This is a genomic window from Roseobacter sp. OBYS 0001 (genome assembly GCF_019654895.1).
In the GTDB taxonomy this organism is placed as follows: domain Bacteria; phylum Pseudomonadota; class Alphaproteobacteria; order Rhodobacterales; family Rhodobacteraceae; genus Roseobacter; species Roseobacter litoralis.
Map to the genome: position 1 here is coordinate 356,536 of NZ_BPES01000002.1, position 20,082 is coordinate 376,617.

Here is a 20,082-nt window from a genome sequence, read left to right on the forward strand (position 1 = left end):
CCAGCGGGGCTGCGGGACACTTGCGCTGCCACTATCATGTTGATCCCACGACGTTAACTTCTATGCTGGCCCGTACACCCGAAGGGATTTCACGTCTTGAGCAGCCCGCTATCCAGCCCGACGTTTCGTCGACTATTCGCCGCGCAGATCTGCTCCTTGATCGGGGTCGGGTTGCTCACGGTCGCGCTGTCGCTTGCGGCGTTTCGGATTGGCGGCGCCGTTGCGGGCGGGCAAATTCTGGGGCTGCTGCTGGCGCTGAAAATGGTGGCCTATGTCATGCTCGCGCCGCTTGCAGAAACCCTGTTATCAGGGGTGTCGCGCAAGCGCGCAATGGTATCGCTGGACATGGGGCGTCTGCTGTTGCTCTTGCCCATGGCCTTTGTCACGCAACCTTGGCAAGTCGCCACGCTGGCCTTTGCGTTTTTCGTGCTGGCCGCTGGGTTCACGCCGCTGTTCCAATCGGTGATCCCGGACATTTTGCCTCAGGAGGCCGCCTATACCAAAGCGCTGGCGTGGTCGCGCGTCGCCTACACGACGGAAGCCGTCATGAGCCCGGTCATTGCAGCGGTCATGCTCAAGATCGTGGCGGGGGAGGCTCTGTTTTACGCCGCTGCACTTGCTTTTGCAGGTTCTGTGCTGGCGCTGTTGCTGACACGCTTTCCAACCGGCACACAAGCCCCCCGCAAAGGGCCGTTCCTGAAACGGGTCGGCCATGGGTTTTGGATCTACTGTCACACACCGCGTCTACGGGGATTATTTCTGTTGAACCTGTCGCTCTCCCTGTCCATGGCATGGGTGCTGGTCAACTCCGTGGTTTATGCGGGCACGCGACTGGGCGATTCCGAACATTACTTTCCCATCCTGATGGCCTGTTACGGCGCTGGTGCAGCTTTGGGGGCTGTCACCGTACCGAGATTGCTGACCCGCATCAGCGAACGCCGGGCGATGATCCTAGGGGCATTGGGTTTTGCGGGTGTTGGTGTCGCCTTTTCACTCCTGCCCGCGCCGCAAATGCCGTTTCTGGGCGCGGTCTGGGTGGCCTTTGGTGTGGCATCGTCCCTCGTGCTGACACCCGGCGGTTTGGTGATCACCAAGTCTGCGGCTCAAAAGGATCGCGCTTCGGTATTTGCTGCTCAGTTTTCTGCCAGCCATGCCGGGTGGCTGATTGCCTATCCGTTGGCCGGCTGGTTGGGTAGCTTGCTGTCGCTCGAAACGGCTCTTTTGTATCTTTCATTGATATCGATCGTTCTGACATTGATTGCGCTTCGGGTGTGGCCTGTGGATGATCCTCTGGATCTGGCGCACAGCCATCCGGAATTGCCAGACGATCATCCGCATCTACAACAGGTGCCCGCCTATGGCGCGCAGCACCGCCACATACACGCTTTTCGCATCGACGAGCTGCATCCGATCTGGACAGAGCAGTCGGTTTGATGCTGAAATGACAGGACTTTTGCAGGAAGAGGGCTATGACGGTTAAGGATTTCTCGCCAATCGACGCCATGGGTTTGCCCGCACTTGAAGGTCGGATCAAGGAAGATCTGGCGTTTTTGTGCTATCCCGGCAAAGCTTGGGTGCCGCAGCGCGAGGGCGTCACCGATGTGGTCATCATCGGCGGTGGGATGTGTGGCATGGTCGCGTGGCTGGGGCTGGCGACGGGCGGCATCCAGAATGTGCGTGTTCTTGACCGGGCAGAGACCGGGCGCGAAGGTCCATGGCTTAGCTATGCGCGGATGGAGACGCTGCGCTCGCCCAAGATGCTGACCGGTCCTGCATTCGGGCACGGCGCCTTGACGTTTCAGGCATGGTATCGCGCGCAATTTGGGGCCGCGAAATGGGATGCGCTGGATAAAATTCCGCGACCAATGTGGATGGCCTATCTGCAATGGTATCGCACCGTGCTGGAGGTTCCGGTGGAAAACGGCATCTCGGTTGATCATGTGGAGCCAGAGGGCGATTTGCTGCGCCTCACCGTCAAAGGGGCCGAAACACCAACGATCCTGACCCGCAAACTGATCTTTGCGACGGGTCGGGATGGGACGGGGGGGCCTAATATCCCTGACTTCATCAAGCACCTGCCGGGCCATCTTTGGGCGCATAGTGCGGATGAAATCGACTTTACCCGGCTTGCGGGCAAGCGGGTCGCGGTTATCGGTGTCGGGGCTTCTGCCGTGGACAACGCCGCCGAAGCGCTGGAGCATGGGGCTGCCGAAGTGCGCCACCTGATCCGCCGCAAGGAAATGCCGACGATCAACAAGATGATGGGGATCGGCAGTTTTGGGTTCACAGCGGGGTTTGCCGATCTGCCCGATGAATGGCGTTGGCGCTTCATGCAATACAGCTTTGCGACACAGACCCCGCCGCCGCACGGCTCAACCCTACGTGTCAGCCGCCATGACAACGCCTATTTCCATTTCGGCAAGGCCACGACCCGGATCGACCCACAGGGCGACGGAGCGATCATTCATTTCGCCGATGGCACCTTTTACGAAGCGGATTTCGTCATTCTGGGCACGGGATTTGTGATCGACCCCATGGCGCGGCGCGAATTCGGGGACACAGCGGGTGACATCCTGCTGTGGCAGGACGTCTACACTCCGCCGGAGGATGAAAAATCAGGTGATCTTGGCCGTTTCCCCTATTTGAACCCGGACTTTACGTTTCGCGAAAAACAGCCCGGCACGGCCCCATGGCTCGCCAACGTCTATTGTTTCAACTACGGGGCTTCGGCCAGTCTGGGTAAGGTCAGCGGCGATATTCCCGGTATCAGCGAGGGTGCTGCCTGGTTGTCGCGCGCCGTGGCGGCAAAGCTATATGCCGAGGATATCGAGGCGCATTGGGAGGGCATGCAGGCTTACGACACGCCTGAACTGAAAGGCGACGAGTGGGAGGCAACCCCCCTCGATGCCCACCCAGAGCCGCAAAAAGGGCGCGTTGCATGAGCATATTCGAAACGACCAGCCTGCGCGTGGCGGGTGTTGAGGTCGGTGGTAAGACTGCCGAAGCGATCAGCGGTCGGCACAACATCATCGAAATGACGCAGGCCGCCGAGGATGCGGTTTTACGCCCGCGCGATGCCGGTGCTTTTGGCCACGATCTGCGGGCGGCATTGGCGGCGCGGGTTGCAAGGTTGGCGGAGGATGATGCGCTGGCGTCCCACTACCTTGCAAAGGCAGGGGACAAGGCCGCGCTGGCTGATCCGACTGAAACCGGGGCGGCGCAGGGACTGTCCGCCGTTCTGGCCTTTGTCGACAAGGTCGCCAATCAGACCCGCGATATTGCGGCTGAGGATGTTTCCGGCTTGCAGACGGCAGGCGTTGAGGATGCGGATATCGTGCGGCTTTGTGAACTGGTGGCGTTTCTGGCCTATCAAACCCGCCTCATCGCCGGGTTGCGTTTGATGCAAGGGGCCGCGTGATGGCCCGTGTCATTCATAAATTCACCCGCAATGTCCCCCATTGGCAGCCACGCCTGACGCCGGTCAAACTGGCCGACGCCACACCGGAACAGCTTGAGGCGCTTCAGGTCACACCGTCAAATACCAAAGTGTCGGATTATGTGCTGACGCTGGCGCATGACGTGGAAAGCCTCAAGGTGCGTTCGCCTTTGTTCAACGCGATCATGTATGACGCTGGCGGGCTGTCGCGCTCGGAACGCGAGTTGGGCGCGCTGGCGGCATCCATGGTCAACCGCTGCATCTATTGTGCGGCTGTGCATGCGGATCGTCATGCCAAGATCGAGAAAGACACGACGACAACGGATGCCCTGTTCGCCGCAGGCGAAAAGGCCGATCTGAATCCCAGAGACCGGGCGATATTCGACTTCGCCCGCAAGTCAGCAGAGGCACCACCCACCGCCGGCGCGGCGGATATGGAGGCGTTGCGGCAGGCCGGTTTGTCGGATGCGGAAATCCTTGATCTGATCCTGTCGGCGGCTCTTTTTGGTTGGGCCAACCGTTTGATGCACGTGCTCGGTGATCCTGTGCGCAAGACGGAGGACGCATGAGCGACGCGGTACGCATAGGGATCGCCGGGGCAGGTTCGGTTGCCTTTGGCACCGCTGCATTGTTGCATGAACAGGGGCATGATCCGATGCTCTGGTCCCCTTCCGGTGCCGGGACCGAGGCGCTGAAAACTGCACCACTGCAGGCTTCGGGCGCAATTGAGGTCACGTTCGAACCGCGCATCGCGGGTTCTGCCGCGGAACTGGCGCGGGAAAACGACATTCTGCTGCTGGCCCTGCCCGCCTATGGGCACAAGGCGGTCATGGACGCGCTGGCACCGCATATCCGCGACGGACAGCATGTCATCATTTCCTCCCATGCATCCCTGGGGGCGGTCTATATGATGCAACTGCTGGCGGCGCGCGGCATCAAAGCGCCCATTACCGCATGGGGGACGACGGTCGTGACCGGCAGGCGGCAGACCGGCAGTGCCGTGCAGGTCAATACCGTGCGCAAACGCGTTGATCTTTGCACCGTGCCTGACACGCAGTCGGACCGCGCCCTTGATGAGTGCAAACGTCTTTTCGGCGACCGGTTCCAGCAGCGCGACGGGTTGCTGGCGATCTCCCTGTCCAACCTCAACCCGCAAAACCACATGGGCATCGCCCTTGGCAACATCACCCGGATGGAGCGGGGCGAGACATGGAGCCAGGGCCAGAATGTGACCCCAACCGTGGGGCGGTTGCTGGAGCAGCTTGATCTGGAACGGCTTGCCATTGCCGAGGCGCTGGGGTTGCAGGTCAAGACCATATTCGAGCACTTCCATCTGAGTTTTCATGTGCCCGTGGCCTCGATTTCCGAGATGAACCAACAGATGCACGCGCAGGGCAATGGCGGCACCGGACCTGCCAGTGCCGACAGTCGATATGTGACCGAAGATGTGCCCTATGGGTTGCAACTGACCGCTGTTCTGGGCCAGCTTGCCGGGACACCTGCGCCGCTGCACGAGGCGGGGATCGCGATATTTTCCGCCATGTACGCCCGTGATTTCAGCAAGGAGAATGCGCTTTTGGCAGCACTGGAGCTGGATAAGTTTACCCTTGATGACCTGACGCAGGCCGCCCGTAGCGGCCTGCTCGGGACGGCACCATCGGTGCCACAATAATAAACGATGCGGAAATCACTTCACCCAACAAGGAGACCTGAGACATGACGAAACTGATTTACGACCGCCGCCGCTTTCTGGGCACTGCTGCGATGACGGGTGTGGCGCTTGCCAGCCCGGCGTATCTGCGCCGTGCATCCGCTTCGGGCGGGGAGGTCAACATCTGGACCTATAACGATTTTGTGCCCGCCGCCTTCAAGGACCAGTTCGAAGCTGAAACCGGCATCAAGGTCAACGTCCGCCTCGTGGACGATCAGGGCAAGCAGTTCAACTTGCTGGCCGCCGAAGCCCCGAACCCGACGGTCGATATCATGACGGTTGCCGGGCACCGGTTCCTGCAGTTCATCGACAGCGAATTGCTGGCACCGTTGGATACCGACCGTCTGGCGAATTGGGGCAACATCAACCCGACGTTCTCCGAAAGCGACTGGGCCACGATCAACGGCAACAAATGGGGCGCGCCGATCCTGTCGGGCATGGAGGTTCTGTCCTACAACACCGATCTGGTGAGCGCGGATGAAGTCAAAAGCTGGAACGCTCTGTTCTCCGAGAAATTCAAAGGTCAAACCGCCTATATCATTCAGGACATGATGTCGATCATCATGCTCAAGATGGGCTATGACGGTAATATGGTCGCCTATATGGACGATCCGGAAAAAGCCGCCGCCATCGTCGAAGAGGCCAAGCAATTCCTGATCGAGCATAAACCGCTGGTGCGCAAATACTACGACAGCGGTGCCGAAATTCAGCAGATGTTCGTCAATCAGGACATCGCGCTTGGTCACAGCTGGAACGGCCCTGCGGCGGCCTTGATCAACGATGGCTTCCCGCTGGCGATGACCATCCCCGAGGAAGGGTCCTACGGCTTTGTCTATACCTATAATATCGCCAACAACGCGCCGAATGTGGACAACGCCTATACGTTCATCAATGCGATCCTCGCCTCGCCCGAGATTGGCGCGGCCATGACCAAGGCATCGGGCTTTATTTCGACCTACAAGGATGCATCGAACCACCTCACGGATCTGGAAAAGAAATCAACGGCCTTCCCGGATGAGGAACTGGCCAGATTGCAGTTCTTCCGCGCCGAGGCGAACAAGATGAAATACGAACTGGTTGATCCGGCCGTCGAAGCGGTCAAAGCCGCCTGATCTTGCGCTAACTTCTCCCCGCGCGCCCCTTTCCGGCGGGCGGGGACCCTGAACTTTTCCACCAAAGGAACCTGTCCATGCGCAACGAGGCCGCGGCCCAAGGCAGCATCCCGCAAAACGGGGGCGATCGCACGTTCTGGGGGCGTCTTTCTGGCTGGACGGCTTATCGCACGGTGATGGGCATCGCCACGGCATCGCCCCGGCGGCAGTTCATCATTCTGGCAGCTTTTCCGATCCTTTGGGTTTTGACGCAGCATTTGGGTCCGATGGTGCAGATGCTGCGCGTCAGCCTGTTGGATGCCTACCCCGTCGCCCCCGGCGTCGAACAGAGCTTCACGCTGGACAATTACGCGCGCTTTTTCGGCGATCAGATTTTCTGGCAACCCTTCTTTCGCACGCTGAGCTTTGCGGCGGTTTTTACCTTTTGCACGCTGATCCTGACCTATCCGGTGGCCTATTTCCTTGCGCGTCACGTCAGTCGCAAGAACCGGATGTTATTGTTATTATTGCTTCTTATTCCATTCTGGGTGGGGGAGATCGTGCGCACCTATGCGATCATGATCCTGTTGGGCAATACCGGTGCGGTTAATCTGGTGTTGCAGTGGTTTGGCCTGATCGACCGGCCTATCCCTTTCATGTACACCAGCTTTTCCATGGGGGTCGGCATCGTTTATCTGACTGCCCTATACATGCTTTTGCCGCTTTATTCCGCGCTGGAAAAACTGCCCAACAGCTATAACGAAGCCGCCGCTGACCTCGGTGCAGGGGCGTGGACCCGCTTTCGCCGCGTGACATTGCCCCTGACACTTGAGGGGATATCGTCGGGCTGCACGCTGGTGTTCCTGATCTCGACCGGGTTTTACGCCACGCCGGTGCTGTTGGGCGGGCCGTCCACCACCGTCTTTGCACAAACCATTGCGGGGTTCTTCCACGTGGCGGGGGATGAATGGCCCACGGGCGCTGCCTTTGCCACCATCATGTTTGCGGGTGCGATCGTGCTCACGGCTGTGTTCCAAAAGCTGATGTATGCGCTGCGCAAGGGAGACACCAAATGAACCGCGGCAATCGCATCCTGTTGTCCTGCATCTATTGGGCCTTTGTGCTCTATGTGTTTGTGCCGCTGCTTTTGATGATCCTGATGGGGTTCAAGGACAGCAAATTCATCGGGTTTCCCATCCGATCCTGGACACTGGATTGGTATTTGGGCGTCTTTGCCGATGCTGAACTGCTCTCCACTTTGGGGTATTCGGTGACCATTGCGATCCTGTCGACGTTGATCTCTATTGTGGTGGGCACATGGATCGCCGTGCTGCTGGAGGGGCGCAAGTTTATGGGCCGGGCGGCTGTCTTTGGCCTCACGTTGCTGCCAGCCCTCGTGCCGGGTATCATCTCCGCCATCGCCTTTCGCATCTATGCCCGCTGGCTGGGGATCGAGCCAGGGATGGGCGCGATTATCTGGGCACATGCGGTGCATAACGTGCCCTTTGTGGTGCTGGTTGTCATGGCGCGGCTGTCGACCCTGCCTAAAAGCCAGATTGAGGCGGCGCGCGATCTGGGGGCTGACCCGATCATCGCCTTTTTGCGCATCACCGTACCATACCTGATCCCCGCGATCCTAGGGGCCAGTATCTTTTGCTTGCTGCTCAGCTTTGATGATTTCGTACGGTCGTTTTTCCTCGGGGGCTACGAACCAACGCTGCCAGTTCTGATTTTCGCCATGTTGAGGTCGGGCATGTCGCCTGAGATCAACGCCATCGCAACGGTTGCGCTGGTCCTGACAGCCGCCATTGGCATCTGGGCAGAACGCTTCACCCGCCGCATGAACAGGGATACAAATCCATGAGCGACGCACACCCCCTTGTCCGCATCGAAGGTATTTCCAAGAGCTTTGGCGATACCGTTGCGCTGGATAATCTGACGCTGGACATCGCGCGCGGCGAGTTCGTGACGTTTCTTGGCCCCTCGGGCTGTGGCAAGTCAACGACGCTGCGTATCCTTGGCGGGTTTGAACGACCCGACAAAGGCCGCGTCATTCTGGACGGTGAGGATGTGACCACGCAACCGCCCGAAAAGCGCCACGTCAACATGGTGTTTCAGGACTATGCGCTTTTTCCCCATATGACCGTGCGGCAGAATATTTCCTTCGGGCTTGAGCTGAAGGGCATGGATAAGGCGAATATCAAACGCCGTCAGGACGAGATCATGGCCTTTCTCGAACTGGATGGATTTGGGGATCGCTATCCCGGCCAGCTTTCGGGTGGGCAGCGACAGCGGGTGGCGCTTGCCCGCGCGCTTGCGCCTGATCCGGCCCTTTTGCTGCTGGACGAACCCTTGGGCGCGCTGGATGCCAAACTGCGCGGGCAGGTTCAACAGGAACTGAAATCGATTCAGCGGCGCACGCATAAGACGTTCTTCTTTGTCACCCACGATCAGGAGGAAGCGTTGACCATGTCCGACCGTATCGTGGTGATGAACAAGGGCCGCGTTGAGCAAGACGGCACTCCCGAAGAGCTGTATTTTCACCCCGCAACCCGCTTCGTGGCAGAATTCATCGGAGAGACGAACCTGCTTTCCGGTCAGATGCGCGGGCGCGAGGGCGACAGGATCGTAATGGACTGGTTCGGCCACACGCTCAGCGGTCATGCACCAGCCGGGCCGCTGAAAACGGGCGATGACATAACCGCTTCCGTCCGGCTGGAAAAACTGGGGTTCCACGCGGCGCGACCGGATTCAGCCAACGCCGTACAGGGCAAGGTTGTCGGTAAAACCTTTCTGGGCAGCCGCATGGCGCTCGACCTGATCATCGAAGAGACCGAAGGGGCGACCCTGCGCGCTTTCGTGGATGCGGAAACAGGTCAAGCCGTCGGGTCGGACCCCGTCTGGATTGGCTGGGACAGCGACAGTATGGCAGTGCTGCAAGACTAGACCTTGCCCAAAAAATCACCTCTCAGCCCCAGTGCGCGCGGGTAAACGCCCGGGTTGATGGACTGCTCAGGTCAATCATCTGAAGCCCTTTCCAGAACCATTAAACCGGCGTTCGCAACGAATTTTTCTGTGCTGTAAACTTGTTCGAAAGGACGGTTTGAGACATACGACTTGAGCCGGATTTGGCTCAGATATCAACAATTCAGCAGAACCAGAAAAGAAAAGTCCCCAAGCAAACGGCAAGGACAGATTTTTGAAACTTCACTTTATCTACAGTTGCAACAAAGCAGGAAACGCGTTCTTGGCTTCCGGTTTGAAACGCAAAACCGCTTGGCAGTGTCAGGACCATTTAGGAGGACGGGCACATTGCCATTTTTAAAAACGCTGTTTTGCGGATTTGTCGTTTCCGTTTGCCTCACGACCCTTGCGTTGAGTGAGGGCTTGCCAGTGGTTGACGGGTCGACCCGGTCAGATTGGACCGCAGTGGGCGCCGTGATTGCGCAAGGAACCGAAGGCGGGTCAAGTTGCAGCGGAACATTGGTCGCGCCGGATTTGATCATCACCGCAGCACATTGTACCACCCAGAAAGAAGGGTTGCTCGACAGCCTGCGTTTCTTTGCCGGTCAGGATGGGACCCGATTTGTCGCAAGCAGCGGGTCGATTGACATTATCCGCCATCCAGATTGGGCAGATGCGACTGGCTCAGACAAATACCGGTTCGACGTGGCCGTCGTTCGTTTGAGCCGTCCTATTGCGCGGGATGTGGTAAGCCCGGTGCTGCTCGTGCCTGCCCAGCGGCATTTGCCACAAGAGGCTGTATTTCTAGGGTATCAGAATGACACTGGTCCACGTCTTCACGGTCGCTTTGATTGCGCTCTTTATCCGCTAACGCCCCAAGGGCTTCTCACGTCTGAGTGTCACGTGATCAGGGGAAATTCGGGTGGCGCGGTTGTGGTTCGACTGGAGCAGAACTGGTATCTGGCCGGGACCATCGTCGCCCGCAGAGAGCCAGACGGAACCGCGCTGGCGGCTCAGCTGAACGACTGGCTGCGCGGCCATGTCAGCGCGGCCTTGAAAAGAGAAGCGCAGCGGCTGGCCAGATGAAGGTTGAAACGCTTCCGCTTTTATACTGACACGTGATCCTTTTGCCGCTTATGGGCAACCCGGGCGCATTTCGTTTGGGAATGCCCGTTCTGCTTATCCCCTCAGTCCTGAGCATGGGCGTGGATGTCTGTTCAAAGCGAATTTCGGCGCGCTGCGCTGAAGATGCCGCGGATCGCCCTATAATCTATCACACAGAAGTCCATTAAAGGCCCTGCCGTTCGTGTCCGTAGTATCCGTTCTTTTCAATCGTAATTTCGCGGGTTTATTGATTGCCAACACAATCCTTGGCGCGGCGTTTCCTATTCAATTGATCCTCGGAGGGCTTGCGGGGCTGATGTTGGCACCAAGCCCGAACCTCGCGACTGTGCCAGCATCAATCCAGACATTGGCTGGCATGATCGCCGCAGCGCCATTTTCGCTTCTCATGGGGCGGCGCGCTGGATTTGCGCTCGGCGGTTTAATGACGCTGACTGGTGCAGTCATAGCCACCCAAGCTCTCTATTTTCAAAACTTTACCCTGCTTTGCGTGGCACATTTTTTGATGGGGGCCGGCTGGGCTGCGTTCCAGTATTTTCGTTTCGCCGGAAGCGAGGCCGTTGATCGGGACTGGCGACCGGTTGCAATCTCGTTGATGCTGAGTTCGCTTTTGATCGCGGCAGTGGCTGGACCGCAAGTATTCATTGTCGCGAAAGACGTGCTCACACCCATCCCTTTCGCTGGCGCATATGTGGCGACCGGCGTGATTGCAGTGCTCGGCCTCATCCCTCTCATCGTTGTTCGGATGCCGCAACCAGAGAGGCGTTTGAAGCGTGAGCCTTCCGGGAGGCTTTCCGCTCTGACCGTGCTTCGTCGCCCGGCCATCAGGCACGCCGTGGGGATCGCCGCCCTTTCGCAGGGCGTCATGGTTTTCCTGATGATCCCGACCCCTATTGCGATGGTTGGCTGCGGGTTCAGCGAAGAAACCGCAAGCGACGTCGTGCGCTGGCATATTGTCGCGATGTTTGCTCCCAGCTTTTTCACCGGCTTTCTGATCAAGCGCTTTGGAGCGTCAAGCGTCGCCATCACCGGGTTGGTTATCATGATCGCGGCCGCGGGTGCCGCTGGTCTGGGCCTGTCCGCGATGCATTTTTACGGCGCGTTGATCGTCTTGGGGGTTGGATGGAACCTCGGGTTTATCGGTGCGACCGCGATGTTGGACGCAGCGCTTTCCGAAGAAGAAAAACCGGCGGTGCAAGGTGCCAATGATACCATCATTGCGTTTGTGTCGACCATCTGTGCCTTTGCGGCCGGATTTATAGTTTCGAGTCTGGGGTGGGTGGTTCTCGCCATGATCTCTGGGGGTGGTTTGGCTCTCGCTCTGGCGATGCTGTTTGTGGACCGGGCTAGGCTATCGAAGATCTAGAATTATGCATTGGTGTAAGAGCGGGGATCGCACGCAACCGCTTTTTCGCAAGATCCAGAAAAGCGCGCACTTTCGCGGGTGCCCGGCGTCCTTCTGTGTGAACCAGATTGATGGGCATCGGCGCGGGCTCATACTCATCCAACGCGGTTTGTAGCACGCCTGCCTCAAGATCCGGGCCGATCTGATACGATAACACCCTGCACAACCCCCAATTTGCGCGCACGACAGACCGTGCCGTGGCAACACTGCTGACTGTCAGCCTTGGTCTGACATGAACGGTGTTTTGGGCGTCTGTGCCAAACCGCCACTCCGTACTGGGGCTGACCGGGGCCGCAGCGACAATTTTGTGATGCACCAAATCCGCGGGCTGTTTTGGCACTCCGTTCTGCTCAAAATAGGCAGGTGTTGCGCAAATCACCCGCCGCACTTCGCCTATGCGCACCGCCGTCAAACCAGAGGATGGCAGCGCACCAATGCGCACTGCTATGTCAAACCCCTCTTCGACAATGTTCACGATCCGGTCGACCATCAAGACATCGACGGTCACCGATGGATAGAGATCCAGATACTCGGTCAGGATCGGGGCCACATAGAGGCGCCCGAACTCATTTGAGCAGGTGATCCGCAAACAACCGGTCGGTGTTGTCGCCGCGCCAGCAGCTATCGCATCGGCAGCATGGAGTTGCGCAAGAATATCGCGGGCATCATCCAGATAGGCCCGCCCGGTATCGGTCAGCCGAACGGTACGGGTGGTGCGTGTGAACAGGCGCGTTTGCAGCCGCTCTTCCAGCGCATTGACGCCGCGCGTGGCCGAGGGTGCGCTGAGCCCCAACCGGCGCGCACCGCCTGCAAAGCTTTGTGCTTCGGCGACGGCGATAAAGACTTCAAGGGTTTGAAGACGGTCCAGAGCGCGTTCCTCACTTATTATAGTTACTTTCCAAAATAATGAAATTCATATTGCGAACATTCATTCAGAAGGCAAACTAATATATCTTGGTCCTCAAGCACACAGAAAAACCGAGATAACAAAATGACCCGCCATCCCCGTCCAGCGTTCACAGTTGAAACCGCCACAGAAAAGGTCTGCCGCGCTGATCGAAAGCTGTCTGGCGATCATGTGGAACACCGCGTTGTATCTATCAATGAACCGCACGGGAAACTTCACGGGCCACCCGTCCCCCAGTGCAAAACCCACTCAGGTCTGAGCGACCTTAATTTGTAACCCTTCTCTTGATTGGAATTTCAAAATGACACCTGTCAAACTCTATCGGAACCCGAAGTCGGGTCATTGCCACCGCGTCGAACTGATGCTGGCTTTTCTCGGCATCCCTTATGAGACGATCAACCTCGACATGGCGAACGGCGCGCATAAAGCGCCTGATTACCTTAGAATAAGCCCTTTTGGTCTGGTTCCCGCGATTGACGATGGCGGCTACACATTGGCCGATTCCAACGCGATCCTCGTTTATTTGGTTCAAACCTACGGGAAAGGATCGACCTGGATGCCAGAAGACCCCAAAACCGCTGCCCAAGTGCAGCGCTGGCTGACAATCGTGGCGGACAACGTCTATTCTGGCCCTTGTGCTGCGCGGCTTGTAAAGGTTTTTGGTGTCGCGCTTGATCATGCGGTTGCAGTAAGCAAGTCGCATGATCTGTTCACAATAATGGATGCACATCTGGCGCAACGCGATTGGCTGGCAGCGCGGACGATCACCATCGCGGATGTCGCGGCGTACAGCTATATCGCCCACGCACCTGAGGGTGGCGTCGATCTCGCCCCTTATCCCCACATCCGGGCGTGGCTGGCACGGATAGAAGCACAACCGAATTTTGTGGCCATGGCCGCATCCCCCATTTCCGCACTGTCCTGAAACCAAAGGGTCGCTGCACTTCGTGACACAACAAAGGCTGATATCATGACTGACCATGTAAACCCCTTCCATGCAGGAGAGCTGGCGGCCCAAGACCGTGCAGGTGCCAAGGATGTTGCGGATTGGGCGGGGGGTTTTATCCGCGATTACCTGCCGCAACAGCACCGGGACTTTTATAGCTCCCTGCCATTTCTGGTGATGGCGGGTGCAGATCACAAGGGGCGCATGTGGGTCACGCTTGTGGATGGCGACGACGGTTTCATTGCCGCGCCCGATGCACAGCACCTGATGTTGGACACGCTCATCGACAGTCGCGATCCGCTGGCCAAGGCCTTGGCACAAGGGACCGAGATCGGTGCAATTGGCATTGAGCTTGGATCAAGACGGCGCAACCGTTTCAGCGGAAAGTTGCATGCGACGCCAAGCGGGTTGTCGGTTGAGGTCCGCCAGTCATTTGGCAACTGCCCCCAATACATCTCACAGCGGGTCTGGAGCCGAGCACCAAAAGACGCGATGTCCCCGGCGGTTCATCGCACGGCTCTCGATCCATCACAAATCCGGTGGATCGAAACTGCCGATACGATGTTCATCGGTTCTGGACATGAAGGCAATCCGGATCATCCTTCATATGGTTTTGATGCCTCGCATCGCGGCGGGCCTTCGGGATTTGTACAAGTCACCGCGCCAGATCGTCTGCGGATACCAGACTACGCCGGGAACAATTTCTTCAATACCATCGGCAACCTCTTGGCTGACCCGCGTATCGGTATCGTGTTTGTCGACTTTGACACCGGGAGCCTGTTGCACATCACGGGGCATGCGCACATCGAATGGGCCCCATCGGCAACAGACGAACCCGAAGCGCGACGCATCATCGAGATCGAAATCTGCGCCGTTGTCGAACGCCCCGGCGCAATTGGGCTAAGGTGGGCAAAGCAAGAAACCCTGTCACGCCAGTTTAGCGTGACGCGGCGCGTCAGGGAAACGAATGAAATCACTTCTTTCTACCTCGCACCATCAGATGGCGCGCATGCCGCACCCTTTGAAGCGGGTCAGCACCTGCCGATCGAGGTTCAGATACCGGGGCAGACGGGCACCGCCAAGCGGACCTATTCGCTGTCGGGTCCACCGGATGCCAAAGACGGCTATCGCCTGAGTATCAAGCGTGAACCGCATGGCCTCGTCTCTAGCTTTTTGCATGACGACGTCCAGATCGGAGATACCCTGCAAGCGTCACCCCCTGCTGGTGACTTTGTAATTCCCTGCAGCACTTGCCCGCTGGTGTTGGTCAGTGCCGGTGTGGGCCTTACACCGATGGTATCAATGCTGCATGCGGTTGTGCGACAAAGTACTGAGCGCCCCGTCTGGTTTGTCCACGGCGCACGCGGCGGTCAAGATTATGCCATGTCTCAAGAGATTGCTGATCTCGTGGGGCGCAGAACGCTTGCGAGGCAAATCACGTTTTACAGCCGCCCAGAGCCAGAAGACACCTTGGGCAAACAATTTGATGTAGCAGGACGCATCAACGCCAAGGCTCTTTTGTCTCTCGGGGCAGGAAGCGGCGCGCACTATATGTTGTGTGGTCCGGCGCAGTTTCTGGCAAGCATCCGTTCGGGTCTGGAAGCGGCCGGCGTTCAACCCGATATGATCCACTTTGAAACGTTCGGCCCAACAGGATGATTGTCTGGCCGTGGTATGGCTTGACCACCTGTAATGCAGCGCGCCTTGAGATCATCTGGTTTTAGCTTATTTATTCAACTGACGCCGATAAAAGATGTCATACGACCTCACACCCACATCATTCAAAGAGAGATCAATATGGAAAGCCTCGCTCCGAATATTCAGGAAATGACGCGCACGCCGCTCTCCGAGATGCATGTTGAAGCGCTGCGATCTGCTGGTGAGGTTGTTGATTTTCCCGCTGACGAAGTGATCTTCGAGGTTGGCGATGCCATGGATAAGTTCACCTATATTCTTGAAGGCGGAATGGAGATTATCGATCCGGTCACGCGTAAAGCGTATCTGCCGACTTCACTTGGGCCAACGCAGTTTGTTGGTGAGATCGCATTTCTCAACGGAGGTGCCTATTCACTGCCGATGCGCACCACGATGGCAACCAAGGCCATACAGGTACCCCGTGAGAAGATGTTGGAACTGATGTCTGGCTTGCCCGAAATGTCCGATATCATCATCACTGTTTTCGCCGCCCGTCGCCGCCGTCAGATCGAAGCGGGTGATACCTCGCTTACGTTGATTGGTGTCGATAGTGACCGCAATATCCGCAGGATTGCCGAATTCGCCTCGCGCAACAAAATCCCCTTCAAGATACAAGAGCCCGGCTCGGCCGATGCCGAAGCCAAGGCGCGCGTTTGTGGTGTACCTGCAGATGAGCCTGCGGTGATTTTTGGAAGCAACCGTCTGGTCGAAGACCCGACACCTGAAAAGGTTGCTGAGCTTCTGGGCCTCGTGCTTGATGTGAAAGAAGACGAGGTCGTCGATACGCTGATTGTCGGAGGCGGACCCGCAGGAGTTGCCGCCGCCGTCTATGCGGGTGCAGAGGGTTTGTCCGCGATCGTGGTGGAGGATGTGGCTGTGGGCGGACAAGCGGGCACGTCCAGCCGGATCGAGAATTACCTTGGCTTTCCCACTGGTATATCCGGTGCTGACCTCGTCTGGCGCGGAGAGATACAGGCCATGAAGTTCGGGACGCGTTTCATGATGCCGCGCCGGGTCGAGAATCTTGAAAGGCGTCCTGATGGGATCTTTGTCGCCCACCTGAACAATGGGCAGCAACTTTGCGCCAAGTCAGTCGTTGTTGCCACGGGTGTGCAATACCGCCGCTTGCCGATTGAGCGTCTTGAGCATTTTGAAGGGAGCGGCATCTACTATGCGGCAACCGAGATGGAGGCCCGGTATTGCAAGGCATCCGAGGCGGTTATTGTTGGCGGCGGGAACTCGGCCGGTCAGGCGGCGATGTTCCTGTCGCGGACGGCACGGCATGTTCATGTTCTCATTCGTGGCGAGAGTCTCGCAGCGTCGATGTCAAGCTACCTGTCGGAGCGTTTGGAAAGCACACCGAACATCACCGTCCACTACAAGGCACAGATCACAGATTTGCACGGCGAGGCTGATCTGGGTGGTCTGACAATCAACCGAAACGGCGAGGAATGGAATCTCGATACGCCTGCGGTGTTCGTTATGGTTGGTGCCGCCCCCAATACCGGCTGGTTGGAAAGCCACTGCGCCCTTGATCCGCGCGGTTTTGTCCTGACCGGAGAGGACGCCGCCTCACCATTCGAAACCACCTGCAAAGGCATCTTCGCGGTCGGGGATGTCCGTGCGAACTCGGTCAAGCGGGTTGCCTCTTCGGTCGGTGAAGGATCGGTTGTGATTTCCAAAGTCTGGGAACATGTGAATAGCTAACCGGGGGAAAGACGGCACAAGCACAGTTTTAAGTCGCTTATATCGTCAGTTTTGTCTGTGCGCTGATTTCAACGCTGCCTTTAGACGCGTCGAAGGGCTTTAAATAGCCGTTCACGCCGCGCTAAAACGTCAGCTTTCGCCTGTGGAAGGACTATTATGTCATCCCTCGCGGTTTCTGCGCTGCAGGATGATCGTTGAGTACATGTTACCGGTTGCGAAACCCAGAATGTCGTCAAAACGCTGCGCCATGTGTGCAAACGGGATGGGTGTCTGCTCTCTGGACATGCGTGACATCCAGCAGTTGCTCAATTTGACTTTGCCGGATTTCAGCACACCTTTGTGCTACTCTGACATCTCTGTCGCTTCGGATTCGAAAGGATGCAAACCATGCCCACCACTTTCAGTGTAAACGGTAATTCAGTGACCTTGGATGTTGATCCCGATATGCCGCTCCTGTGGGCTTTGCGGGATCATCTTAAACTCACCGGAACAAAATATGGATGCGGGATAGCGCAGTGCGGATCCTGTACCATTATGCTTGACGGGTTTGCCACTCGGTCCTGTGTGACAGCCGTTGGGGACGTTGCGGGCGCTGAGGTTCAAACGATCGAGGGCGTGGAAAGCGCTGCTGCGCGCGCGGTGCAGGAAGCATGGACGACCCTCAACGTGGCGCAATGTGGCTATTGTCAGTCTGGACAGGTCTTGGTCGCAACTGAATTGCTGGAGAATACCCCAAAACCAACCGACGAGGAGATTGACGCGGCAATGGGAGCGAACATTTGTCGATGCGCAACCTATGCCCGCATTCGCAAAGGCATTCGCGCCGCTTCAGATGCATTGGAGGTTTAGATCATGCAATTCACCAAACCCGTTGAGCTGCAGGCAACCGTAAAATCGCCGGGACCCTCGCGCCGGTCTTTTCTTGTTGGTGCCACTGGTCTCGTCGTCGCGATGGCGCTTCCCATCAAAGGGCGCACACAGGCCCTTGCAGCGGCTGATGCAAAATTCGCGCCTAATGCTTTCATCCGTGTGTCGCCCGACAACGTTGTTACAGTGCTGATCAAACATCTGGAAATGGGTCAGGGTGCGAATACCGGTCTGGCGATCCTCGCCGCCGATGAGATGGACGCGGATTGGAGCCAGATACGCGCAGAGCAGGCACCGGATGATCCAGCCTTATATGCAAACCTTGCGTTTGGGGTCCAAGGTACGGGCGGGTCTACGGGCCTTGCGAACAGCTATATGACGATGCGTGAGGCCGGTGCGACGGCGCGGGCCCTGCTGGTGGAAGCCGCAGCGCAGACATGGGGCATCTCGGCAGGTGACATTTCTGTCTCGACGGGCGTCGTCACCAACGAGACGACCGGCCAAACGGCCACCTTCGGAGAGTTGGCAGAGCGCGCGGCAGCGCTCCCCATGCCACAAGATGTACAATTGAAAGACCCCTCCGATTTCAAACTGATCGGGGCCGAAGGAATAACCCGACTTGATGCGGCGGACAAAGCGCGCGGCCAGTCGACGTTCAGCATCGACGTCATGCGGGAAGGCATGCAGGTGGTGACCGTACTTCATCCGCCAAAATTTGGCGCTGTATTGTCGTCGCTTGATGCGTCAGCTGCATTGGACGTGCCCGGCGTGAATGCAGTACGCGAAATTCCGAGCGGCGTTGCTGTATACGGCGCGGATACATTTGCCGCATTGCGTGGCAGGGATGCGCTGATTGCGCAATGGGATGAAACGAACGCGGAAACACGCTCATCTCGCGATCTCGAGGAGCAGTTTCTCGAAGCCGCGCGCAGTCCGGCCCGCGTTGCGGAAAACATTGGTGACGTTGATGCATCGCTTGATCAGTCAGAGCGCACCTTTGAGGCGGAATATATTTTCCCCTATCTTGCGCATGCGGCGATGGAGCCATTGGACGGCGTCATCGAATGGACACCCGAACAGGCTGATGTCTGGTCTGCGATACAAATCCCGACTATTGCGGCACCGGTATTTTCGTCGACTTTAGGCGTGGCACCTGATGCGGTATCGATTCACACGATGTACGCCGGTGGCAGTTTCGGGCATCGGTCTACACCGACCAGTCATTTTGAAAGTGAACTTGCGCATGTGGCAGCGGCAGCGGGTCCGGGGGCTTACAAGTTACAGTGGACCCGAGAAGACGATATGACCCAAGGGTATTATCGACCGCTTACGGTTCATCGCTTCCGCGGCGGTCTTGATGCAGATGGTAACATAACTGGTTGGGATAATACGGTCGCAAATCAATCGATTATGGCTGGAACCATGTTTGAACAAGCCTTGATGACCGATGGTCTTGACCGAACCTCTTATGAAGGGTCGACTGATCTGCCTTACGCGCTTCCCGCACGACGCGTGTCCTGGGCGCAGATGCAGACTGGTGTCCCCGTATTATGGTGGCGCGCAGTGGGGCATACGCACACCGCCTATGCGACAGAGACGTTCCTCGACGAACTTCTGATCGCCGGAGGTCGTGATCCGGTTCAGGGTCGGCTTGATCTGATCACAGAGGACCGTCCGCGCGATCGCGCCGTTTTGGAGCGTGTCGCTGAAATGGCGCAGTGGAGCGGTCCCGGCACGGGCGAGCGCCGCTACGGTGTGGCGCTGCATCGTTCTTTCGGCAGCTTCGTTGCACAGATTGCGGAGGTGGAGGACCGGGACGGCACCCCTCATGTTACGCGCGTCTGGTGTGCCTTGGATTGCGGTGTTGCGGTGACGCCGGATGTTATCCGCGCGCAGATGGAAGGCGGCATTGGATTTGGCCTCAGTGCGACCCTGTTTGAGCAGTTGACGCTGGAAGCAGGCGGAACTGTACGCGAGCGTAACTATGGCGCGTATCGCGTGCTCGGGCTGGAGGAAATGCCCGAGATAATGGTTGATATCATGCCAAGCGAGGTTGCCCCGACCGGTGTCGGGGAACCCGGGACACCCCCAATCTCGGCCGCCGTCGGGAATGCCTGGCGCGCTCATACAGGGCAAACCCCGAGGCGGTTGCCGATCATCGGGGCGTGATATTCCCAGAGCTACGGTTCCCAAGACAAAGTTGAATTGCCTTGGGAACCATCAATAAACCG

The 20,082-nt window shown here is 57.9% G+C and carries 17 protein-coding genes; 16 read left to right on the forward strand and 1 reads right to left on the reverse strand.

From position 1 onward, the window contains the following. Positions 1-96 precede the first annotated feature (96 nt). The 11 genes from K5Q35_RS07215 (at position 97) to K5Q35_RS07265 (ending at position 11,690) form a co-directional block, all read left to right on the forward strand. Positions 97-1,434, forward strand: a complete 1,338-nt coding sequence (locus K5Q35_RS07215; protein WP_220799036.1) for an MFS transporter — start codon at positions 97-99, stop codon at positions 1,432-1,434. A 35-nt stretch (positions 1,435-1,469) separates the two neighbouring features. Continuing rightward, positions 1,470-2,942: an NAD(P)-binding domain-containing protein gene (locus K5Q35_RS07220; RefSeq protein WP_220799037.1), complete on the forward strand. Its 1,473-nt coding sequence runs from the start codon at positions 1,470-1,472 to the stop codon at positions 2,940-2,942. Further along, a complete protein-coding gene (locus K5Q35_RS07225) occupies positions 2,939-3,418 on the forward strand; it encodes a hypothetical protein (RefSeq protein ID WP_220799038.1) in 480 nt (159 codons plus the stop codon). Before K5Q35_RS07220 ends, K5Q35_RS07225 begins: the two co-directional genes overlap by 4 nt. Continuing rightward, the gene (locus K5Q35_RS07230) at positions 3,418-4,005 is read left to right on the forward strand and encodes a peroxidase-related enzyme (protein ID WP_220799039.1); all 588 of its coding nucleotides are present in this window, start codon (positions 3,418-3,420) and stop codon (positions 4,003-4,005) included. Before K5Q35_RS07225 ends, K5Q35_RS07230 begins: the two co-directional genes overlap by 1 nt. Continuing rightward, positions 4,002-5,108 (forward strand): NAD/NADP octopine/nopaline dehydrogenase family protein, encoded by a 1,107-nt coding sequence (locus tag K5Q35_RS07235; RefSeq protein WP_220799040.1) that lies wholly within the window; start codon positions 4,002-4,004, stop codon positions 5,106-5,108. Before K5Q35_RS07230 ends, K5Q35_RS07235 begins: the two co-directional genes overlap by 4 nt. A gap of 44 nt (positions 5,109-5,152) precedes the next feature. Then, complete coding sequence (locus K5Q35_RS07240) at positions 5,153-6,259, forward strand: PotD/PotF family extracellular solute-binding protein (protein ID WP_013964080.1); 1,107 nt, start codon at positions 5,153-5,155, stop codon at positions 6,257-6,259. Between the two features lie 77 nt (positions 6,260-6,336). Then, positions 6,337-7,314: an ABC transporter permease gene (locus tag K5Q35_RS07245; protein WP_220799041.1), complete on the forward strand. Its 978-nt coding sequence runs from the start codon at positions 6,337-6,339 to the stop codon at positions 7,312-7,314. Continuing rightward, positions 7,311-8,102: an ABC transporter permease gene (locus K5Q35_RS07250; RefSeq protein ID WP_013964082.1), complete on the forward strand. Its 792-nt coding sequence runs from the start codon at positions 7,311-7,313 to the stop codon at positions 8,100-8,102. Before K5Q35_RS07245 ends, K5Q35_RS07250 begins: the two co-directional genes overlap by 4 nt. Continuing rightward, entirely contained in the window at positions 8,099-9,184 is a 1,086-nt protein-coding gene (locus tag K5Q35_RS07255) for an ABC transporter ATP-binding protein (protein WP_220799042.1), read from the forward strand. Before K5Q35_RS07250 ends, K5Q35_RS07255 begins: the two co-directional genes overlap by 4 nt. Before the next feature lie 366 nt (positions 9,185-9,550). Further along, on the forward strand, positions 9,551-10,288 hold the full coding sequence (locus tag K5Q35_RS07260; protein ID WP_220799043.1) for a serine protease: 738 nt from the start codon (positions 9,551-9,553) through the stop codon (positions 10,286-10,288). A 220-nt stretch (positions 10,289-10,508) separates the two neighbouring features. Beyond that, positions 10,509-11,690 (forward strand): MFS transporter, encoded by a 1,182-nt coding sequence (locus K5Q35_RS07265; protein WP_259650485.1) that lies wholly within the window; start codon positions 10,509-10,511, stop codon positions 11,688-11,690. Here K5Q35_RS07265 and K5Q35_RS07270 read toward each other — a convergent pair. Beyond that, complete coding sequence (locus K5Q35_RS07270) at positions 11,671-12,597, reverse strand: LysR family transcriptional regulator (RefSeq protein WP_220799143.1); 927 nt, start codon at positions 12,595-12,597, stop codon at positions 11,671-11,673. The genes K5Q35_RS07265 and K5Q35_RS07270 overlap by 20 nt on opposite strands. 340 nt (positions 12,598-12,937) lie before the next feature. Between K5Q35_RS07270 and K5Q35_RS07275 the strand changes: the two genes are divergently transcribed. From K5Q35_RS07275 to K5Q35_RS07295, 5 genes are all read left to right on the forward strand, one after another. Next, a complete protein-coding gene (locus K5Q35_RS07275; protein ID WP_220799044.1) occupies positions 12,938-13,561 on the forward strand; it encodes a glutathione S-transferase family protein in 624 nt (207 codons plus the stop codon). A gap of 45 nt (positions 13,562-13,606) precedes the next feature. Beyond that, entirely contained in the window at positions 13,607-15,241 is a 1,635-nt protein-coding gene (locus tag K5Q35_RS07280) for a pyridoxamine 5'-phosphate oxidase family protein (RefSeq protein ID WP_220799045.1), read from the forward strand. A gap of 138 nt (positions 15,242-15,379) precedes the next feature. Beyond that, positions 15,380-16,984, forward strand: coding sequence for an FAD-dependent oxidoreductase (locus K5Q35_RS07285; RefSeq protein WP_220799046.1), 1,605 nt, complete (start codon positions 15,380-15,382; stop codon positions 16,982-16,984). Positions 16,985-17,371: 387 nt separating this feature from the next. Next, the gene (locus K5Q35_RS07290; RefSeq protein ID WP_013964091.1) at positions 17,372-17,833 is read left to right on the forward strand and encodes a (2Fe-2S)-binding protein; all 462 of its coding nucleotides are present in this window, start codon (positions 17,372-17,374) and stop codon (positions 17,831-17,833) included. A 3-nt stretch (positions 17,834-17,836) separates the two neighbouring features. After that, positions 17,837-20,020 (forward strand): xanthine dehydrogenase family protein molybdopterin-binding subunit, encoded by a 2,184-nt coding sequence (locus K5Q35_RS07295; RefSeq protein WP_220799047.1) that lies wholly within the window; start codon positions 17,837-17,839, stop codon positions 20,018-20,020. Positions 20,021-20,082: the final 62 nt, after the last annotated feature.